20 protein-coding genes and 4 tRNA genes are annotated in these 17,351 nt (G+C 38.6%); 15 read left to right on the top strand and 9 right to left on the bottom strand.

Annotated features, from left to right (window positions below):
* Positions 1–58: 58 nt before the first annotated feature.
* Positions 59–610, bottom strand: coding sequence for a GTP cyclohydrolase I FolE (gene folE, locus EHQ62_RS13110; RefSeq protein ID WP_012390367.1), 552 nt, complete (start codon positions 608–610; stop codon positions 59–61).
* Positions 611–757: 147 nt separating this feature from the next.
* Here folE and EHQ62_RS13105 point away from each other — a divergent pair, with 147 nt between their 5' ends.
* On the top strand, positions 758–1,861 hold the full coding sequence (locus tag EHQ62_RS13105; protein ID WP_135643425.1) for a glycosyltransferase family 4 protein: 1,104 nt from the start codon (positions 758–760) through the stop codon (positions 1,859–1,861).
* A 22-nt stretch (positions 1,862–1,883) separates the two neighbouring features.
* Here the strand turns inward: EHQ62_RS13105 and EHQ62_RS13100 are convergent, their stop codons facing one another.
* The gene (locus EHQ62_RS13100; RefSeq protein WP_135643423.1) at positions 1,884–2,246 is read right to left on the bottom strand and encodes a DoxX family protein; all 363 of its coding nucleotides are present in this window, start codon (positions 2,244–2,246) and stop codon (positions 1,884–1,886) included.
* 157 nt (positions 2,247–2,403) lie between these two features.
* Between EHQ62_RS13100 and EHQ62_RS13095 the strand changes: the two genes are divergently transcribed.
* From EHQ62_RS13095 to EHQ62_RS13070, 6 genes are all read left to right on the top strand, one after another.
* Positions 2,404–2,784: a winged helix-turn-helix transcriptional regulator gene (locus tag EHQ62_RS13095; protein WP_135643421.1), complete on the top strand. Its 381-nt coding sequence runs from the start codon at positions 2,404–2,406 to the stop codon at positions 2,782–2,784.
* Positions 2,785–2,854: 70 nt separating this feature from the next.
* On the top strand, positions 2,855–3,046 hold the full coding sequence (locus tag EHQ62_RS13090) for a (2Fe-2S)-binding protein (protein ID WP_135620168.1): 192 nt from the start codon (positions 2,855–2,857) through the stop codon (positions 3,044–3,046).
* On the top strand, positions 3,024–3,497 hold the full coding sequence (locus EHQ62_RS13085; protein ID WP_135643419.1) for a WbuC family cupin fold metalloprotein: 474 nt from the start codon (positions 3,024–3,026) through the stop codon (positions 3,495–3,497). The genes EHQ62_RS13090 and EHQ62_RS13085 overlap by 23 nt, the downstream gene beginning before the upstream one ends.
* A gap of 41 nt (positions 3,498–3,538) precedes the next feature.
* Positions 3,539–4,513, top strand: coding sequence for a CE1 family esterase (locus EHQ62_RS13080; RefSeq protein ID WP_135643798.1), 975 nt, complete (start codon positions 3,539–3,541; stop codon positions 4,511–4,513).
* A complete protein-coding gene (locus tag EHQ62_RS13075) occupies positions 4,494–5,372 on the top strand; it encodes an alpha/beta fold hydrolase (protein ID WP_135643417.1) in 879 nt (292 codons plus the stop codon). Before EHQ62_RS13080 ends, EHQ62_RS13075 begins: the two co-directional genes overlap by 20 nt.
* A gap of 43 nt (positions 5,373–5,415) precedes the next feature.
* Complete coding sequence (locus EHQ62_RS13070; RefSeq protein WP_135643415.1) at positions 5,416–5,616, top strand: YgaP family membrane protein; 201 nt, start codon at positions 5,416–5,418, stop codon at positions 5,614–5,616.
* 59 nt (positions 5,617–5,675) lie between these two features.
* On the opposite strand, the gene EHQ62_RS13065 is transcribed toward EHQ62_RS13070, so the two are convergent.
* On the bottom strand, positions 5,676–6,806 hold the full coding sequence (locus EHQ62_RS13065) for a class I SAM-dependent RNA methyltransferase (protein ID WP_135643413.1): 1,131 nt from the start codon (positions 6,804–6,806) through the stop codon (positions 5,676–5,678).
* A gap of 70 nt (positions 6,807–6,876) precedes the next feature.
* Between EHQ62_RS13065 and EHQ62_RS13060 the strand changes: the two genes are divergently transcribed.
* The 8 genes from EHQ62_RS13060 to recR all read left to right on the top strand — a co-directional run bounded on the left by EHQ62_RS13060 (position 6,877) and on the right by recR (position 10,696).
* Positions 6,877–6,960, top strand: a tRNA-Ser gene (locus EHQ62_RS13060).
* 7 nt (positions 6,961–6,967) lie between these two features.
* Positions 6,968–7,054, top strand: a tRNA-Ser gene (locus EHQ62_RS13055).
* 392 nt (positions 7,055–7,446) lie between these two features.
* A tRNA-Arg gene (locus tag EHQ62_RS13050) sits at positions 7,447–7,520 on the top strand.
* Position 7,521: 1 nt separating this feature from the next.
* Positions 7,522–7,962 carry a nucleoside deaminase gene (locus EHQ62_RS13045; protein WP_135643411.1) on the top strand — a complete coding sequence of 147 codons (441 nt, stop codon included), beginning with the start codon at positions 7,522–7,524 and terminating at the stop codon, positions 7,960–7,962.
* A 45-nt stretch (positions 7,963–8,007) separates the two neighbouring features.
* Positions 8,008–8,094 (top strand) — tRNA-Ser (locus EHQ62_RS13040).
* A gap of 130 nt (positions 8,095–8,224) precedes the next feature.
* Positions 8,225–9,724 carry a DNA polymerase III subunit gamma/tau gene (gene dnaX / locus EHQ62_RS13035; protein WP_135643409.1) on the top strand — a complete coding sequence of 500 codons (1,500 nt, stop codon included), beginning with the start codon at positions 8,225–8,227 and terminating at the stop codon, positions 9,722–9,724.
* A gap of 20 nt (positions 9,725–9,744) precedes the next feature.
* A complete protein-coding gene (locus EHQ62_RS13030) occupies positions 9,745–10,110 on the top strand; it encodes a YbaB/EbfC family nucleoid-associated protein (protein WP_208720695.1) in 366 nt (121 codons plus the stop codon).
* Positions 10,103–10,696, top strand: a complete 594-nt coding sequence (gene recR, locus EHQ62_RS13025; RefSeq protein WP_167482881.1) for a recombination mediator RecR — start codon at positions 10,103–10,105, stop codon at positions 10,694–10,696. The genes EHQ62_RS13030 and recR overlap by 8 nt, the downstream gene beginning before the upstream one ends.
* 22 nt (positions 10,697–10,718) lie before the next feature.
* Here recR and EHQ62_RS13020 read toward each other — a convergent pair whose 3' ends face one another.
* From EHQ62_RS13020 to EHQ62_RS12995, 6 genes are all read right to left on the bottom strand, one after another.
* Complete coding sequence (locus EHQ62_RS13020; protein WP_135643403.1) at positions 10,719–11,129, bottom strand: SRPBCC family protein; 411 nt, start codon at positions 11,127–11,129, stop codon at positions 10,719–10,721.
* A 79-nt stretch (positions 11,130–11,208) separates the two neighbouring features.
* Positions 11,209–12,753, bottom strand: coding sequence for an alginate export family protein (locus EHQ62_RS13015; protein WP_135643402.1), 1,545 nt, complete (start codon positions 12,751–12,753; stop codon positions 11,209–11,211).
* Between the two features lie 7 nt (positions 12,754–12,760).
* The gene (locus EHQ62_RS13010; protein ID WP_135643400.1) at positions 12,761–13,615 is read right to left on the bottom strand and encodes a substrate-binding periplasmic protein; all 855 of its coding nucleotides are present in this window, start codon (positions 13,613–13,615) and stop codon (positions 12,761–12,763) included.
* A 42-nt stretch (positions 13,616–13,657) separates the two neighbouring features.
* Positions 13,658–14,989: an OmpA family protein gene (locus tag EHQ62_RS13005; protein ID WP_244241767.1), complete on the bottom strand. Its 1,332-nt coding sequence runs from the start codon at positions 14,987–14,989 to the stop codon at positions 13,658–13,660.
* Between the two features lie 225 nt (positions 14,990–15,214).
* Positions 15,215–16,471: a serine--tRNA ligase gene (gene serS / locus EHQ62_RS13000; protein ID WP_135643398.1), complete on the bottom strand. Its 1,257-nt coding sequence runs from the start codon at positions 16,469–16,471 to the stop codon at positions 15,215–15,217.
* A complete protein-coding gene (locus EHQ62_RS12995; protein WP_208720676.1) occupies positions 16,464–17,273 on the bottom strand; it encodes a TatD family hydrolase in 810 nt (269 codons plus the stop codon). Before EHQ62_RS12995 ends, serS begins: the two co-directional genes overlap by 8 nt.
* Between the last annotated feature and the right edge of the window lie 78 nt (positions 17,274–17,351).

The following is a 17,351-nucleotide window of genomic DNA, read 5'->3' as shown; positions in this document are numbered from 1 at the left end:
GAACTTTTTTAAAAAAAAGTCCAGCATGAATCAGAAAAAAAGAATTTAAAAATTGAACTTAATGTGAGCCGGTTCGGATCAGATCTAAAAATTCGCTACGAGTGGTTGGATCGGTTTTAAACAAACCAAGCAAACTAGAAGTGAATAATTCAGAGTTTTGTTTTTCGACACCACGCATCATCATACATAAATGTTTTGCCTTGATGACAACGCCCACGCCTAATGGGTCCAAAGTTTCTTGGATGGCCTGTGCAATTTGGTCGGTCAGGCGTTCCTGCACTTGGAGTCTTCGTGCAAACACATCCACAATCCTTGGAATTTTACTGATCCCAATGATTTTTTTATTAGGAATGTAGGCAACATGTGCCCTTCCATAAAAGGGAAGTAAGTGGTGTTCACATAAGGAATACATTTCAATATCACGAACAAGGACCATACCTGTCGTGTTTTCTTCAAAAATCGCACCATTTACCAATTGGTTGATGTCCGCCTTGTACCCACTGGTTAAAAAATCATAAGCTTTTTTGACACGATTTGGAGTTTTAACAAGACCTTCTCGATTTGGATCTTCACCAATTTGTTTTAGGATTTCTTCGATTAAGTTTTCCATCCGATTCCTTTTTGAAAGTAAGTTCCTTGTGATCCTGCTTTTCAAAATTTGAATGCAGAATATTCACTACTTATTTGACTAGACTTGAGTTCTTAGGAAAAGATACATTTCCTTTTTTTGATTCGAAAGGACATAATCAACATTCAAATGCAAAAAAAAATTGGATATGATGCAAGGATGATCGAAAATTCTGGGATCGGAATTCGCATCCAACATATTTTAAAATTTTGGTCCTTAAAGAATAAAGATGCAAAATTGTTTATCTTTGGTGATCCAATTCTTTTAAAAAAATACGATCTTCCAAAACATGCGGAAATCGTTCCCTATTTAACAAAGATTTATTCCCCTAAAGAATTTTTGGGCCATCCGAAAATGGCGGAAATGGATGTGTTAGACATACCACATTTCAATGTTCCACTGCGTTACCTTCGCAAATGCATTGTTACGATTCATGATTTGATCCCTTACCATTTCAAAGAAACCCATGCATCGATTGCCAAACGACTTTACTTACAAATTGTTCTAAGGTCAATCAAGTGGTTTGCAAAATCCATCATCGCTGTTTCAAAGTACACGAAAGACGATCTTGTCAAAAGTTTTGGTTATCGTAGTGAAACAATCTCAGTAGTTTATAACGGAATTGATTTAGGAAATTTTGCAAAACGCCCACAAACAAAGGTTCATTCCTTCATAAAAACCTATCATTTGCCAAAACAATATCTCTTTACTGTTGGGATTGGAAAAACACATAAAAACTTTCCCTTCCTTTTGTCTACTCTGGAGTCATTATGGAAGGACGGTTCCCTAAAACTTCCTCTCGTGATAGGTGGGATCAGCAAAGAAATTCCAACGGAATTATTGGATTTCCAGAAACAAAATCCAAATCGAATTTTATTTTTGGAACATCTCCCTTATGACCAATTGCCTCTTGCTTACCAAGGGGCAACCATGTTTGTATATCCTTCTCTCTTTGAAGGGTTTGGGTTTCCTGTCCTCGAAGCACAAAGTGTCGGTTGTGTTGTTTTGTCTTCCGATGCAAGTGTCCTACCAGAGGTTCTGATGGACTCGGCTGTCTTTTTTGACCCAAAAGATGAAGAGAGTCTGCGACGAACACTACTGACCCTCCTTTCCAATCAAAAATTGCAGAAAGAGACCCAAAAGAAGGGCCTTCTCAATGCAAATCGTTTCCTTTGGAAAAAAGTTTTACAACCATACTACAAACTGTACCATTCAATTCTGATTGAAACCTAATTCCTGTTATGTTATTTGTTTTTTAGACTTTTGTTTTTTGGTACAAAACATAAGAGGAAACCAAAATTCCAAAGATCACAACGGGTGCGATGACCATTCCAATTGGATCTCCACTTTGGGAATGTGCAACAGCGGCAGAAATGAATGTGATTCCAAATCCAGCATAAGCCCATTCTTTGATTCGTGATGGAATGATTGGAACGATTAATACGATCGCACCTAAGATTTTTGCAATCCCAAGTTCCACCCGAAAGTAATCGGGAAACCCTAAATGTTGAAAGCCCGCGACCACTTCTGGATTTGTAAAGTAAGTGACAGCACTAAATGCCATTAGAAGCGAAATGGCCACCGTGGTGACCCAATAGAAAATAGTTTTTAGATTCATTTGATTCTCCTTGAATTTACATTCAATAGTAACTATCTTTTATATAGCTACTATTCTTTAGATAGATTTTATGGGGATTCGGAGAAAAAAAATCTTTAAATTTCTGATCTTTCCTTCAGTTGACGGTCAAGCTAGGGAGAAAGAAGTTAGAAGCAGAGTGCCAAAAGGGAAAACTACAGACTGCCCGCCAGACCATACGGAGTGCGCCAATCTCATCCTACCTTTGCGAGATGCTTTGGAAATTTTGAGTGGAAAATGGAAACTCCCTATCATCATGTCCCTTTCCTTCGGAAACAAACGATTTAAGGAAATTGGCGAAGAAATCCCTGGCATCACGGACAAAATGTTGTCAAAAGAACTGAAGGAACTAGAGAAAATCCAGCTGATTGACCGAAAGGTCATCGACTCCTTCCCACCTGGGGTGGAATACTCGATCACGGCCCATGGCAAATCGTTGGAGAAAGTCATCATGGAACTCACCCAATGGGCGGTCGTCCACGCGCAAAAAAACCAAGCTCCCAAAAAAACGAAGAAGTAAAAATCTCCTTTTTTCTCCCCAAAAGTACTTGTCAGTTTTTTTGAGAACTTCGAGACTGATTCTCAGAACCATGATCAAGTGTCACTGTGCAGAAGTTTTCTTTGAAACTATCTTAAATGTTGTCAAAGAAACGAACCGCCCCATACTAGAAGTCGCCCGTGAGATGGGAGCGGCTGATACGTGTACGGCATGTGTTCCGGATATGTTAGCCTTCATCGAGCAGGAATTGGAAGGTCAACTTGCAGGAAATACAAATCATTGATTCCGATTTAATCGGATCCCTCGTCACAAAAGCAAAACACGCAGAACGAAAACGAACAAACCACAACTTCCACAATCAAGAGGAAGTGTACCAAAGGTTTCTCAACGTATTATCAAAAGACACATATATCCCACCTCACAGACATTTATCGGATCCAAAACCAGAAACCTTTGTTGTACTCGAAGGTGAAATCGGTTTTTTGATCTTTCGGGAAAATGGAGAGATCCAAGAATACCATAAACTTTCTTCCAAAGGCCCAAAACGAGGCATTGATTTACAACCAGGTGTTTGGCATAGTTTGGTTTGTTTATCTGAAACGGCAGTTTGTTTCGAAGGGAAGTCCGGACCTTATGACCCAACGGTTGACAAAGAATTCCACGCCAAATACCCGTTAGAGGGAAATGAAAAAGTACAAGAAACCATCAAGTATTTTGAGTCTCTATTTGTATGACTCTGGTGTTACAGAAAATTTTTCGTTTCACACAGATTCTTATGTTTACGATTCCCTTTACTTTTTTTTGTAAATCCTTACCCTCCGTGGTACCAGTGAAAGACCATACATTGGAATCCATTGTTTCCGATGGGATCATTCGTACTTTCCGTTATTACATTCCGAAAAATAAATCCAACTCGCGACTGCCCATTGTATTTATTTTACATGGTGGTGGTGGGAGTGGAGAAGGGATGATTTATTTATCTCGAATGTCGGAAAAGGCAGAAGAATACGGCTTTATTGCCGTATACCCAGATGGATTTGCAAACAGGTGGAATGACGGAAGGAATATCCCCCACTCGTTAACAGACAAACGGAATACAAAAGATGTATTATTTTTTCGGGATATGGTACAGTTTTTGGACAAACAGATTCCAGTTGATTACAGTCGCATCCATGCAGTTGGAATTTCCAATGGTGGATTTATGACACAGCGTCTGTTATGCGAAGCACAAGATTTATTTCGATCTGGGTATTCAGTGGCCGCCGTAACGTCAAAAGGAATTGTGGATATTTGCCCAACTCCACCTACAAAATCCATTGGTTTTATCATGGGAACAGCAGACGATGTGATCCCCATTCATGGAGGAACCGTTTCCATTCCAAAAGATATGACGCCGAATGCAGACCGTATCCCTGCCGGTGAGGTTTTGTCTTTTGCCGATTCTCTAAAATTTTGGAGTAAAGGTTTTTCCTGTAAAACAGAGGCAAAAGGCAAAAAAAGGCATCTCAACCAATTTTGGAAACGAGATATCGAATACACAAAATTGACCGATTGTATGCACGAAGAAGTCGTAGAAGGGTATTTGATCCCAGGTGGCGGTCATATTTGGCCAAATGGCTTTTACTACCAAAATGAAAAACAATACGGTTATTTGAGTAAGGACTTGGATGCTAGAGAGATTGTGATACAATTTTTCCGAAAGGCCGAATCTAAAGAAAAGTTGGTTAACAATGCACCATTCGGAAATTAGAAATTCTTCTACTGTTTTTACCACATTGGAAACTGGATCTGGGGATCCTGTTCTCTTTTTACACGGCTTTCCGGATAACCACAAAACTTTTTCACCCATAATGGAAACCATTGGGAAAAAAGGATTCCAGTGCATTGCGCCCGTTATGCGAGGTTACGAAGCCTCCACAATATCCCATGCTAACAAACTCCATGTTGTGGATTTGGTGAATGACATCCTTGGATGGATGGAAGACCGTCGTTTTGATTCCGTCCATTTAGTAGGCCACAATTGGGGAGCAATCATTGCCTATGCTGCTGGGATGTACTACCCCAATCGAATCAAATCCATCACAAGTTTGGGAGTTCCACTTCTCAAAACGTTCCAAGACTCTTTTTTATGGGCACCACTCCAAACCATCCATTCTTGGTATGTGGCACTCTTCCAAATTCCATACATTGCTGAGTTAACGATCAGATCCAATCAATTTGCATTGGTTGATTTTTTGTGGAAAGACTGGTCGCCGGGTTTCACTCCGAACCAAGACCACTTGGCAGAAATCAAAGCCAATTTCCAAAACCCAGGGATCCTTTCTTCTGCCCTTGCCTATTATCGAAACCTGAATGATTTGTTCACAGAATCAGGAAGAGAAAGTATTGTTGGGATTTTTGACACCCATGTGACGGTTCCAACCCAAGTCCTTTATGGTTTGAACGATGGTTGTTTCCATAAAAATTTATTCGAACACCTTCTGGATGAAACCGATTTCCCAAGGGGATTTCGTAAAATTGGGTTTGATCATGCCGGCCATTTCCTCCATTGGGAAAAACGGGAAGAAGTCACCAAACTCATCTTAGAGTGGTTAGAAAAAAATAAATAGAATTTCTGTAATCCTTTCGTCTGATTGGGAAAGGAGATTGGTTATGTTTCAAAATATGGGATTGTATGATCGAATCATTCGAGTTGTTGTAGGACTTGTGTTAGGTGGGTTGTACCTAGGTGGAGTTGTTGAAGGAACCACAGCCATCGTTTTATTTATCATTGGACTTGTGATGATTGCCACATCTGCCATTGGATTTTGTCCCGCTTATTTACCTTTCAAAATTTCCACAAAAGGAAAATAAGAGAGAGAAGCATTTCAATTCACTTTCACCAACTCACCTTTTCGATGTGAGTTGGTTGTTTATTTTTGTAACCTCACAAGAACTTCATAATGATTGGTCCTTGGAAAAAAATCAAATAAGTACAAACTGTCCATCTTGTATCCAAGCTCCTCTAAAGACGTGATGTCCCTACGCAGAGTGCTCGGGTTACAACTGGAATAAACAAAGGTTTTGGGTTGCAAATGGGATATACTTTCCATCAGTCCTTTCGAAAGACCTGCCCTTGGAGGATTGACAAGCCATGTGGAATACCTGTCCAAATTTTTGGGCAAAGGTTTTAAATACAAATCCATCACATCATAAACGAACGAATTGACTCCATTGGCTTTCGCATTTTGTTTTGCATACTGTATACTTTTGTCATGGGATTCGATCCCATAAAGGGATTTGATTTGATCACGGAGGGCAATGCCAATTGTCCCACAGCCACAAAAGAGTTCCAAAACATCTGCATCGATCGGAAGGAGTTTCTGGATGGTTTGGATCCATGATTCCAATAAAAACTGATTGATTTGGAAAAATCCTTTTTTAGGAACCGTTAACTTTGTATTCAAAAAATGAATCTTTGTCTCTTCTACATCATACAAAACCACTTTGTCTTGCGATAAACGTAAAGAAATTTGTTTTTGATTCCATTTCGATCTTGGAGCTTGATTTTCCTTCCAAAATCCATTGTATTTATCAATTAACAAACGTTTGTCTACGTTTTTACAAAGACTTGCGGAACTAGGAATGATTCTGTGGGAATTTTTTGCAAAAAATCCTATTTGGTTCCCTTCCACCTGCCATTGCACATTATTCCGATAACCTTCACTGGGACCAAAAGAAACTTCTATCTTTCCTTTTACGTTGGGAAACATAAACTCGAGGAGTGAGGTTTTGATTTTTAACTCTTCCTCATAAGGAATTTGGCGGTAACTGCAACCTCCACATTCTAAATACACGGGACAATCAGATGGAATCCGTAAGGGGGAAGGATCAATCACTGTTGTGACAATTCCAAACCATTCTTTTTTCCCTTGTTTGGACAGGGTTATGTCTACCGTCTCTCCTGGGATCCCACCTTCAACAAACACAGCATGCCCATCATGGTGGGCGAGGCAGTAACCTCCATTCACCCACTTTTCTAATTTTATCCGCAACTTTTCCATTCTCTTGAACCATTCAATGAATATTCATTTGACACTGCACTCGCATTTAACATAACGGATAGGTACTCTTGGAGAAGTGGCTGAGTGGTCTAAAGCAGCGGTCTTGAAAACCGTCGTGGTAATCCCACCGTGGGTTCGAATCCTACCTTCTCCGAGTCGCTGGAGACGTGCCTGAGTGGCCGAAAGGAGCGGTTTGCTAAACCGTCGTACGAGCAATCGTACCCAGGGTTCGAATCCCTGCGTCTCCGATGTAACCGCCATGAAAATCACCCAGTTCAAAGAAACATTACAAACCCTAAAAGCTTACCTTCTGACCGATGAAGCGGCTAAAATTTTTGCGGCGTTGCCTTTGTATTTCTCCTGGGTTCCCATTTTCACTTGGAAACGCCAATTCCCTGAATTTGTAACCCTATCCTTGTACTCTGCAATTAATACTTGTTTGTTTTTATTGGGAATTTTACTCGCTCAGGTCCTGTCTCTACTTCCTTTTGTGGGCCTTTACTTCGCTGCTACCATCCACCTGCTTTCCATTCTACTTTATCTAGGAATTGCGGGATTTTTGATTTACTCCATCCGCTTGCAAAAAACCATAGTGATACCCGTTCTTTCGGACTGGGTAAAAATGCTCCAAGCATTCATTGCGCCCATAGCTCAACTGGATAGAGTATCTGACTACGGATCAGAAGGTTAGAGGTTCAAATCCTCTTGGGCGCGCGTGTTTCTCTATGAATCGTTTTTAGAACGATACTCCAAAGAAATTTCAAAATACCAAAACGAAATTCCCTCTTATTCGGAAATTATGACGAAAGATGGAAGTTTAGTTTCCTCTTCCTTTAATTCCGTAGAACAAACATTAAATCCTACAAAACATAGCGAAATCTTAGCCATTGAAATGGCACTTGGTAAAATTGAAGGTAGGTACCTTACCGAACACATTTTGATCACAGCTTTGGAACCATGTTTGCTTTGTGCAGGAGCCATCCTCCGAGTGAAACTACCAGAAGTCGTTTATTTTGTGCCGGCAAAACCTGGAGAGGGGATTTCCTCTTATACTACCGAATCCATTTACCTTATGAACCATTTTCCGAAATGCACACTCATCCCTAAGTCTCACATAAAATTTGAATTTCTGAGTTTTTTCAAAGAGAAAAGGTAGAATTCTAAAGACCGTTTCTTTTTATGGAAGGCAGTAGAAATCACTGGAGAGATGTCAGAGTGGTCTATTGTGCATGCTTGGAAAGCATGTGTGCCAAAAGCACCCCGGGTTCGAATCCCGGTCTCTCCGCCACTTTTTCTCGCTTCAATCCGAGCAAAACCCTCACCTTTGGAAATTATTTCATTGCTTCTAGGCCATGAATTTTCATACTCAAGGGGAAATCTAAAATTCGAATCTTTCTGAAAGTTGAATGTAGAATCACATGAGCGAAAACCACCAAGTACTCTTTCGAAAATACCGACCACAATTCTTTCGAGATGTGATTTACCAAGACCTAGCTGTCGGCTCATTACAAAACGCATTTAAATCCAAAAAAATAGGCCACGCCTATATCTTCATTGGACCACGTGGTGTGGGAAAAACAACGATTGCACGAATCCTCGCCAAAAGGCTTAACTGCGAAAATCCTGATGGCGTTGAACCTTGTAACGAGTGTACATCTTGTTTGGAGATTACAAAAGGAAATTCCAATGACGTTTTTGAAATTGATGCTGCTTCCAATAGCGGTGTCGATAACATCCGTGAACTTAGAGAAAACGTAAAATTCAATGCAATGGGTGGCAAATACCGAGTCTACATCTTGGATGAGGTGCATATGCTGAGTGGTGCCGCATTCAATGCACTTCTCAAAACTCTCGAAGAACCACCAGCACATGTTGTTTTTATTTTAGCGACTACCGAATACCATAAAATACCAGAAACCATTTTATCTCGTTGTCAGGATTTCCACTTCCGAAAGGTACCGGTTACTGTTTTACAGAACTATATTGAAACCCTTTGCACTAAAGAAGGTTTGAAATACGATACGGAAGGACTGTTTTGGATTGCAAAAAAAGGGGATGGATCTGTTAGAGATACTCTTTCTTTTATGGAACAAGCTGTCATCTTTACAGATGGTAATTTAACTGGTGTTAAATTACGTAAAATGATTGGGTATCATGGGATTGATACCTTTACCGATTTTTTCAACCAATTGATTGATTCTTCTCAGAGTGCTCAGATTTTTGAAACCTTGGAAAATTTATTCCAAGCAGGTATCGATTTAGGAAAATTCATTTGGGATTTCATTGAATTTTTAAATTCATTATTACTCATCAAAGATAATTTAGCTGACCGAGAATCAATCAACATTCCCCAAGAAGACCTCCAAAAACTAAAACAAAACTATCGGGAACTTGATCGCGAAATATTGGTTTTACTTGCGGAACGAATTTTTTCAATCCACGAAAAATTGAATTTAATGAAACTTCGTAGCTCTTACGAGATGAAAGTATATTTAGAAATTCAATTTCGTAAATTGATTTTGGACCGAGAAAAACCAAGTGTATCTGGCCTTTTAGCTAAAATTTCTGAACTCACCAAACTGGTCCAAGGTGACATTAGTGCCCTTCCAGACAATGTGGAACAGGTTAAAAAACAAATACCATCCCAAACAGCTTCCATAAGTACCAATCAAAAAGATCCAAAACTGGCAGGCTCACAAACAACAAACGAAACACAAGTAAGCGCAAAACAAAAGGTAGAATCGCAATCAAATGTGAATGGAAATTTAGAAACGAATGCCATGACCCAAAAAACATTAGAGTCAAACAAAGCACAACCTAGTGCCAATCCAACATCTTCAGAAGAAGAAATGGAAAAACTTTTAAAAGAAAAATTCTCTGGGATGGAAGTGGATCCAAACCAATTTAAAAATTTATAAGTCCAAAGGTAAGTATGGGAATTTTTGACCAAATGAAACAAATGCGAGAAGCTTTTTCGCAACTTGGAAATCTAAAGGAAAAACAAGAAGAATTGCAAAAGCGGCTCGCACAGATCCGTGTGACCGCCTCTGCTGGTGCCGGTATGGTGGAGGTGACTGCTTCCGCAGATGGAACCCTAACCAATTTGAATATCAACCCTATCATGTTCAATGCAGATGATAAAAAAATGTTAGAAGATTTAATTTTATCTGCCTCCAATGAAGTTCAACGAAAAGCAAAAGAAGCCATGTCACATGAAATGAAAAATGTTTTAGGTTTCAATCCAAGTGACTTCGAAGGTGTATTCAACCAAATGCAAAAAGACGGGGGATTTCCATCTGTCTGATCCTCAATTCCAAAAGCTCATCCAATCATTTTCAAGTTTACCAGGCATTGGAAAAAAAAGTGCAACTCGCATCGGATTTCATATCCTACGAATGGATCCAACTTCTTTCCAATCATGGTTGGACAATATCGAAGAGGCAAAAACCAAACTTAGATTTTGTAATGAGTGTGGCGGATTAACAGAAGAACCAGTATGTTCGATATGTTTATCTGACAGACGCGAAAATGGAATCCTATGCGTTGTAGAACAACCAGAAGACATTTTTTTTATCGAAAACACAAAGGAATATTCTGGAAAATACCACGTCCTCAATGGTGCCATATCCCCTTTAGATGGGATTGGTCCGGAACAATTACGGATCAAACAATTGATGAACCGATTGGATTCTGGTGCAATCAACGAGGTATTGATTGCTACAAATCCGACTCTTGAAGGGGATGCTACGGCTTCTTATTTGTCCACAGTGATCAAACCTATGGAAATCAAAATCACAAGGATTGCTCATGGGATCACAATTGGGGGAACCTTAGAATACTCAGACCAGTATACTTTGGGGAAGGCAATTAAATCAAGACTCACTCTTTAATTGAAATCAAACAAAAGTTATATTAACTTTCTGCTAATTCTTTTATTTTAATTTTGGCCGTATTCAACCATTCAATTGTACTTTCATAGTAATCGTTGGAATTCGGTAGTGATGAAAAATCACCAATTTCGAATTTTAAAACAACACCTGCATCATAAATTATGGTATAACAATAACTGACATCATATTCTGAAGGATTTAATTTAAGCTTTGGTAAAAACAATTTAAGTTTTAAAGTTTTTAGTTCTTCAAATTCGGTCACTACCATCTTGGCATGACCTTCCCATTCAATAACAGAATTCAATCTTAAAGACCCTTCTGTATAATTTTCGGGAATATCATCCCATTCTTTGATGAACTTCGGATTTGTAAGTATTTCCCATACCTTTTGGACAGATGCATTGATGGAAATCTGATCAGAGACTTTTAACATTATTTTCTCCCTCACTTAACAAAAACTGTTTTGGTATGAATGTTTTGACAAACCATTCTTACACAGTGTAAACTGGAATTCAGAATCGATGTTCAAATACAATAAAAGCTTCTCGCAACACTCGACCATATTTTGAATCTAACAAAACAAATAATGCATCACCGGCTACAAAATAACCAGAACGAAAGATGATTTGGAAATCCGAAGTCACGTTGTAACGAATGTTAAAGTTGTATTCCATACCCATATATGTGGAAGTTCGATACCCATTCCTTTCACTAAATTCCCGATTGATTCGGATCTCAGGAGATTTTGTTGCCCAAAGTTGGTAATAACCGAGTGTAAACTGATACGGACCGAAGGCAATAATGTTGGAATAGAGTCCGTATTCATTCAAACCAGAAAAACTAGAACCATTGAACAATGCATAACCACCTGTAAAGTCTGTTGCTATATTTGAAATGGAAAATCCTGGCGCAAGTGTTCGGTAACCATTTCCTTTTAAATTGGCTTCTTGTCCATTTTCATCATAACCTGGACGACCAGTGGTTCCTAAAGCAATTAAGTTAAAGTTTAAAGATTCATTCCATCGGTATGTAAACTGAAAATCATACATACCTCCTTTGATAGAATGACGCCTCGTTGTATTATAAACCGTTACATCATTTGTATCGTTTACCGCATTCAATTTCTTCACAATACCAGTATTGAGGATACCATGTACAATGAAGGAAAATTTTTGGAAATTGAATTCGTTATGAAGTCCATACCATGCAAGTCTTGCCGTTTCATTATCTGTTTTATCGTTATCATCTAAAAAATATGCATACACTTCATTACGAATGTTGCGAAAGTATTCAAACTTTAATCGGTTATAATAGATATTTGAACTTTGGTAATTTTTATCTGCGAAACCATTTTTATCAACATCCAAAAAACTTTGGTCACGCGCTCGTAAAACTCCACCTTCCAAGGACAAACGTAAAAATTGGAAATTTTTTAAAATACTCACGCCTGTTCCAGTCGAAAACAAAACACGTCCTTGCGCAGAACTAAATAATTGTTGTCCAACTTTGATAAAGAGACCTGATTCGGGGATTCGAAAGTTTAAATACAAAAAGTTAGTTTGGACGTTCACTGCAGAAGTCCTTCCTCTCTCACCACCAGAGCCAGGTCCAACGATTCCAGGATCGAAACCATCAGGCCCAGTTGCCCTAAGCCCTCTACCACCAAATGGAATATCCCCGACCTGCATGCCCCAAATTCCCTCTACATATTTGTTTGCGGAAAAACTCATATTGTAGAGGAATCTGGAATCATAATAGCTCACATCTTCTTTACGGCGAGTGATCTGACTTGGTAAACCTTGTTGCCGTCTTTCTAAATCAGATTGGATGGTTTGTTGTTCTGCTTCAGATCGTTCAGCATTTTCTTTTTCTAAATTGGTAATCGGTGTTACTGGAGTCCTTCTTTCCAATAAAACATCTCGTCCAACATTGGTGGCTCTAACTCGAAAAGAGCCATTAAAATTCATAATGGTTCTTTGTGATTCTTCTTCTTGCGAATACAAAAACCCAAATGGTAGAAGGAAAAATAAACAAACAGTTGTAAAACGAGTTAACATTATAAATTTATTCTTTTTTGACCCATTGATTGGATTTAAAATATTTGTTAATCAGCTGTTGGATTTTTCCGGTTCGCTTTAATTCTTTGATAAAAAAATTGAGATGGTAAAGGAATTCAATGTCCCTTTTTCCTACTGCCATACTGATATGATCCTCTTGGACAACACCTAAAATTGGTAGGTAGTTTGCTCTTAGCGAAGAATCTTTTTGTAATAAGGCTTGGATATAAAATGAATCAGCAACGAAAGCATTCACATTATTTTTCTTTAATTCACTCAAAGCAGCTTCATTGGTAAAATAAGAAAATACTTGTGCTTTTGGAAAGGCATCACGTAAAAACTGATGGTTTGAGCTATTTGCAAGTACGGAATAAGAAATCCCAGTAATGTTTGTTAAATCATTTAAGTTCCGAAATAACTGAACTGTCACAATTTGACCTTCTGGTTCCGGAGGAAGTGCAGTTCTGTTTACAAGGGCCGCAGGTGTGGAAATGAGATAAGGATCTGTGAAATAAACATCTCGAAATCGATTGATCGAAGAAGAAATACCTGCCATCGCAACTTGTGTGTCCCCTTTTTCCAACATACGCGCGTGTTGGTCGAAGGTTCGGAGTGGAATGATTTTTAAATCCACATCTAAAAACTTTGCATATTCATTTGCCAGTTCCACATCAAGACCCGGATAAAATTCATTAGGATTTTCTATGTAAAACGGGTCATAAAATTCATTTACCGAAACGGTGAGAGTTTTGGTTTTTCTAATTTTCTCTAACGTCGGACTTGTTTGCCCCAATAGATAGGATGGGACAACCCAAATCAGGAAAACTGTTTTCCAAACGAAAAGACGGAAAATAGGGAACATCCCATTAACCTTCTTTTTCGAAATGGAATCGGCAAGGAAAAATTAGGGATTTAGCAGGACAAATTCCGTTCTACGATTTTTTTTAGATGAAACTTCGTCCGTTCCCTGCACTACCGGTTGTGTTGGTCCTTTGCCTTCCGTCACCAAACGATTCGAATCAATTCCTTTAGAGACTAAATATTGTTTAACGGAATCCGCCCTTTCTTTTGATAATACCATATTATCTTCAAACGTTCCAGTTAAGTCCGTATGACCAATGATTTTCATTTTTTTTTCTGCGTTTTCATGTAAGTAGTCAACAATCGCATCAAGGGGAACAGAAGACTCAGGTTTCAAAACGGAGGAAGCCCTTTCGAAATATACAGAATCCAAAGAGATTTTCTTTGTTTCCTCTAATTTCTTTTGCACGATATTCTCTTGTTTTGGAAGGGAAGCCGTAAAGATATCAAATGATTTTCCCTCGACCCTTCGACAGAATAAAAATGTTTTTTTCACTTGTTGGAAGACGATATAGGCCTCATCTTCCGAAGAATTAATGGGGGCACCTAAATTTTCAACGTCAGTAAAGTTATCTCCCTCGATCTTTGCCATGTACAAATCGAAACCACCGTACCCACCTGGCCTATTCGATGCAAAAAATAGAATTTTTCCATCATCATTAAATGCAGCCGCAATCGTCGCATAATTATCATTAATTGGATTTGGAAGTAACTTAGGTTTTGTCCACTCATTGTTTTTGAATTGGGTATAATATACTTTTGCTAAGTTTGGTTTTCCAAATGGATATCTTGTAAATAAAAGTGTATCACCTAATAGATGTGGATTCTCTTCTATCTCTTCCGTATTGATTACCGATGGCAAGGCTGTTGGGGTGGACCATTCCTTTCCATTCCAATTGGATACATACAAATCTCTTGAAATTCCTACTTTTCCATCTGGTAAAACAACCTCAACAGATCCATCCCGATTGGAAGAAAGTAAGAGGGTTTTACCATCGCGCGAGATAAAGGGACTTTGGTCATCAAATGGTGAATTTAAATTGTTAACTTCTTCTGGAAAATCCCAGGTTCCGTCTTTTTTACGATCCGATTTGAAAATCTCCGTATAACCTCGATTTGATCTTTTGGAATAAAAATACAATGTTTTTGCATCTGGTGTCATTGTAGGGCCAAATTCTTGGAATTCAGTATTGATCGGTCCTTGGATTGGTCCCACGATTAAAGTTTCTTCCTTATCTACGGATTGGCTTGAAACAGAGAAGATCAATGAGAGATAAAGGATTAGAAATTGAGGTAAAATTTTTAAGGATCTGAAATTTTTAAATCCATTTCGCATATCATCCACTATCTCGATGTTAAACGAAATTCGATTCATTAATAATATTGTGTTTTTATGCGATTTTCTTTTATCATCCACTAATCTGGTTTTAACTGAATTTCGCTTATTAACAAATTTCCAGTTTATAAACCTATCCTTTGGGTTCATAAAATATAAATGAAGTTTTATGAATTTACAGCCAATAACTTTAAAAAAATTACCTTTGCATCTTAAAAATTGAATATTGGGCATTTGACACCTCGGCCATCTGCCCAATAATTCTTATCGAATGTAAGGTTTTAATACATCCGGAATTTGGAAAGTTCCATCTTCTGATTGGTAATTTTCAATCACTGCTGCCAGTGTTCGACCGATCGCAAGACCAGAACCATTCAGAGTATGGACGAGCAGGTTTTTTCCTTCCTTTGACTTGTATCGAATTTTTCCGCGCCTTGCTTGATAGTCTTTGAAGTTAGAAACCGAAGAAATTTCCATAAATCGACCAAGTCCTGGCATCCAAACTTCGATATCATAGGTTTTCGAAGACGCACTCGACATATCTTTACTGCAAAGTAACATCACTCGGTAAGGGAGTTTTAATTTTTGCAAAATGGATTCTGCATCTTTTAACATCTTTTCATGTTCTTCCTGCGACTTCTCCGGTTCTACGAACTTTACAAGTTCCACTTTTTGAAACTGGTGAACCCGCACGAGACCTCTTGTGTCTCGGCCATACGAACCAGCTTCCCTGCGAAAACAGGAAGTGTGAGCACATACAGAAATTGGTAATTCTTTTTCTTGGATGATTTCATCCCGATAGTAATTGGTTAAAGGAACTTCCGCCGTTGGGATGAGGTTGAGTCCATCTTTTTCCAAACGATAAAAATCTTCTGCAAATTTGGGAAGTTGTCCTGTTGCCGTCATTGATTCATCATTCACTAGCACTGGAACCCACATCTCTTCGTAACCATTTTCTGACGTATGGGTATCAAGCATTAAATTCATCAATGCTCGTTCCAATTTTGCACCTAATCCCCTATAGGTGTAAAAGCGAGCACCTGATAATTTCACTCCACGTTCAAAGTCAAAAATACCTAATTTTTCGCCGATATCGAAATGTGTTTTGGCTTCAAAACTAAGTTTTGGAAGTTCACCCCAGTTGCGAACCAGTACATTGTCTTCCTCTGATTTTCCTTCAGGGACTGATGGATCCAGTAAGTTGGGTAACCCCAAATTCAATTCATGTAAGGATTCTTCTTCTTTTGTCAGTTCCTCTTCGATTGCCTTGATGCGATCTCCCACCCCTTTCATCGAATTGGAAATTTCAGTGATGTCCTTTCCTTGAGACTTTTGGATTCCAATTTCTTTGGAGACGCGGTTTCGTTCTGCACGAAGTTCTTCCACTTCCAATTTTAGTTTTCTTTGTTTTTCAGATACGGTTTTGATTTTAGCTTCAATGTCAGTAGAAACGACACCACGTTTTTGTAAGGTGGAGAGTAATTCTTCTGGGTTCTGAACGATACGATTGATATCAAGCATGGTGATAGGCCTTTCTTTCTGTAAATTTTATTGAATTCTGATAGATACGATCTGCTACTTCTGCATTAGGTTCTGTGCGAAGACTAAACATTTTTTCTAACACATAAGGCAAATGCGAAGAATCATTTCGTTTCCCTCTATGTGGCATCGGTGACAAAAAAGGTGCATCTGTTTCGATTAACATTGATTCGAGTGGAATTTTTTTGGCCGCTTCTTGAATATCGGTAGCTGATTTAAAAGTCACAATGCCTGAAAACGAAATATAATACCCAAGATCTACGAATTGTTTTGCCGCTTCATAATCATACGTAAAACAATGGATCACTCCAAATGCTTTGGTTTTGAATTCTTTTAATGCTTCATAAGTATCTGCAAATGCATCACGAGAATGGATGACAACGGGAAGTTTGTATTCAGAAGAGAATTGTAAAAACTTTCGCAATACATCGTTTTGTTGGAAACGTGTGCTTGCATCATGATACAAATCCACACCGATTTCCCCTATGGCTGCAAATTTTGGATCATACATTCGGGATTTTGCTAAATCTAAAATTTGGTCCGCGTTTGGAAATTCATGTGTCTCGGTTGGGTGGCAACCAATGGAATACGATATTTGTAATTCATCTGTAGAATGAGTTTCTGAAATTCGAACTGCTTCCATCGAACTAGGCAAATCAATCCCAATTTGAACCAGTCGGTCTACTCCAACCTTTCGGGATTTCTCCAGGGTTTCTTCGATGCTTTGTCCTTGTTCTCGGATTATGTCTAAGTGGCAATGTGTGTCTATGGTCGAATATCCCATAAATAGCAAGATTTGTAATTTCCACTGGATGAAAATGAAAATTCAATCGAAAGATATAGTGGGTAGATTAACTTTTGT

The sequence above is a fragment of the Leptospira jelokensis genome (assembly GCF_004769635.1).
Lineage (GTDB): Bacteria > Spirochaetota > Leptospiria > Leptospirales > Leptospiraceae > Leptospira_A > Leptospira_A jelokensis.
This window is presented reverse-complemented; position numbering and strand designations above follow the sequence as displayed.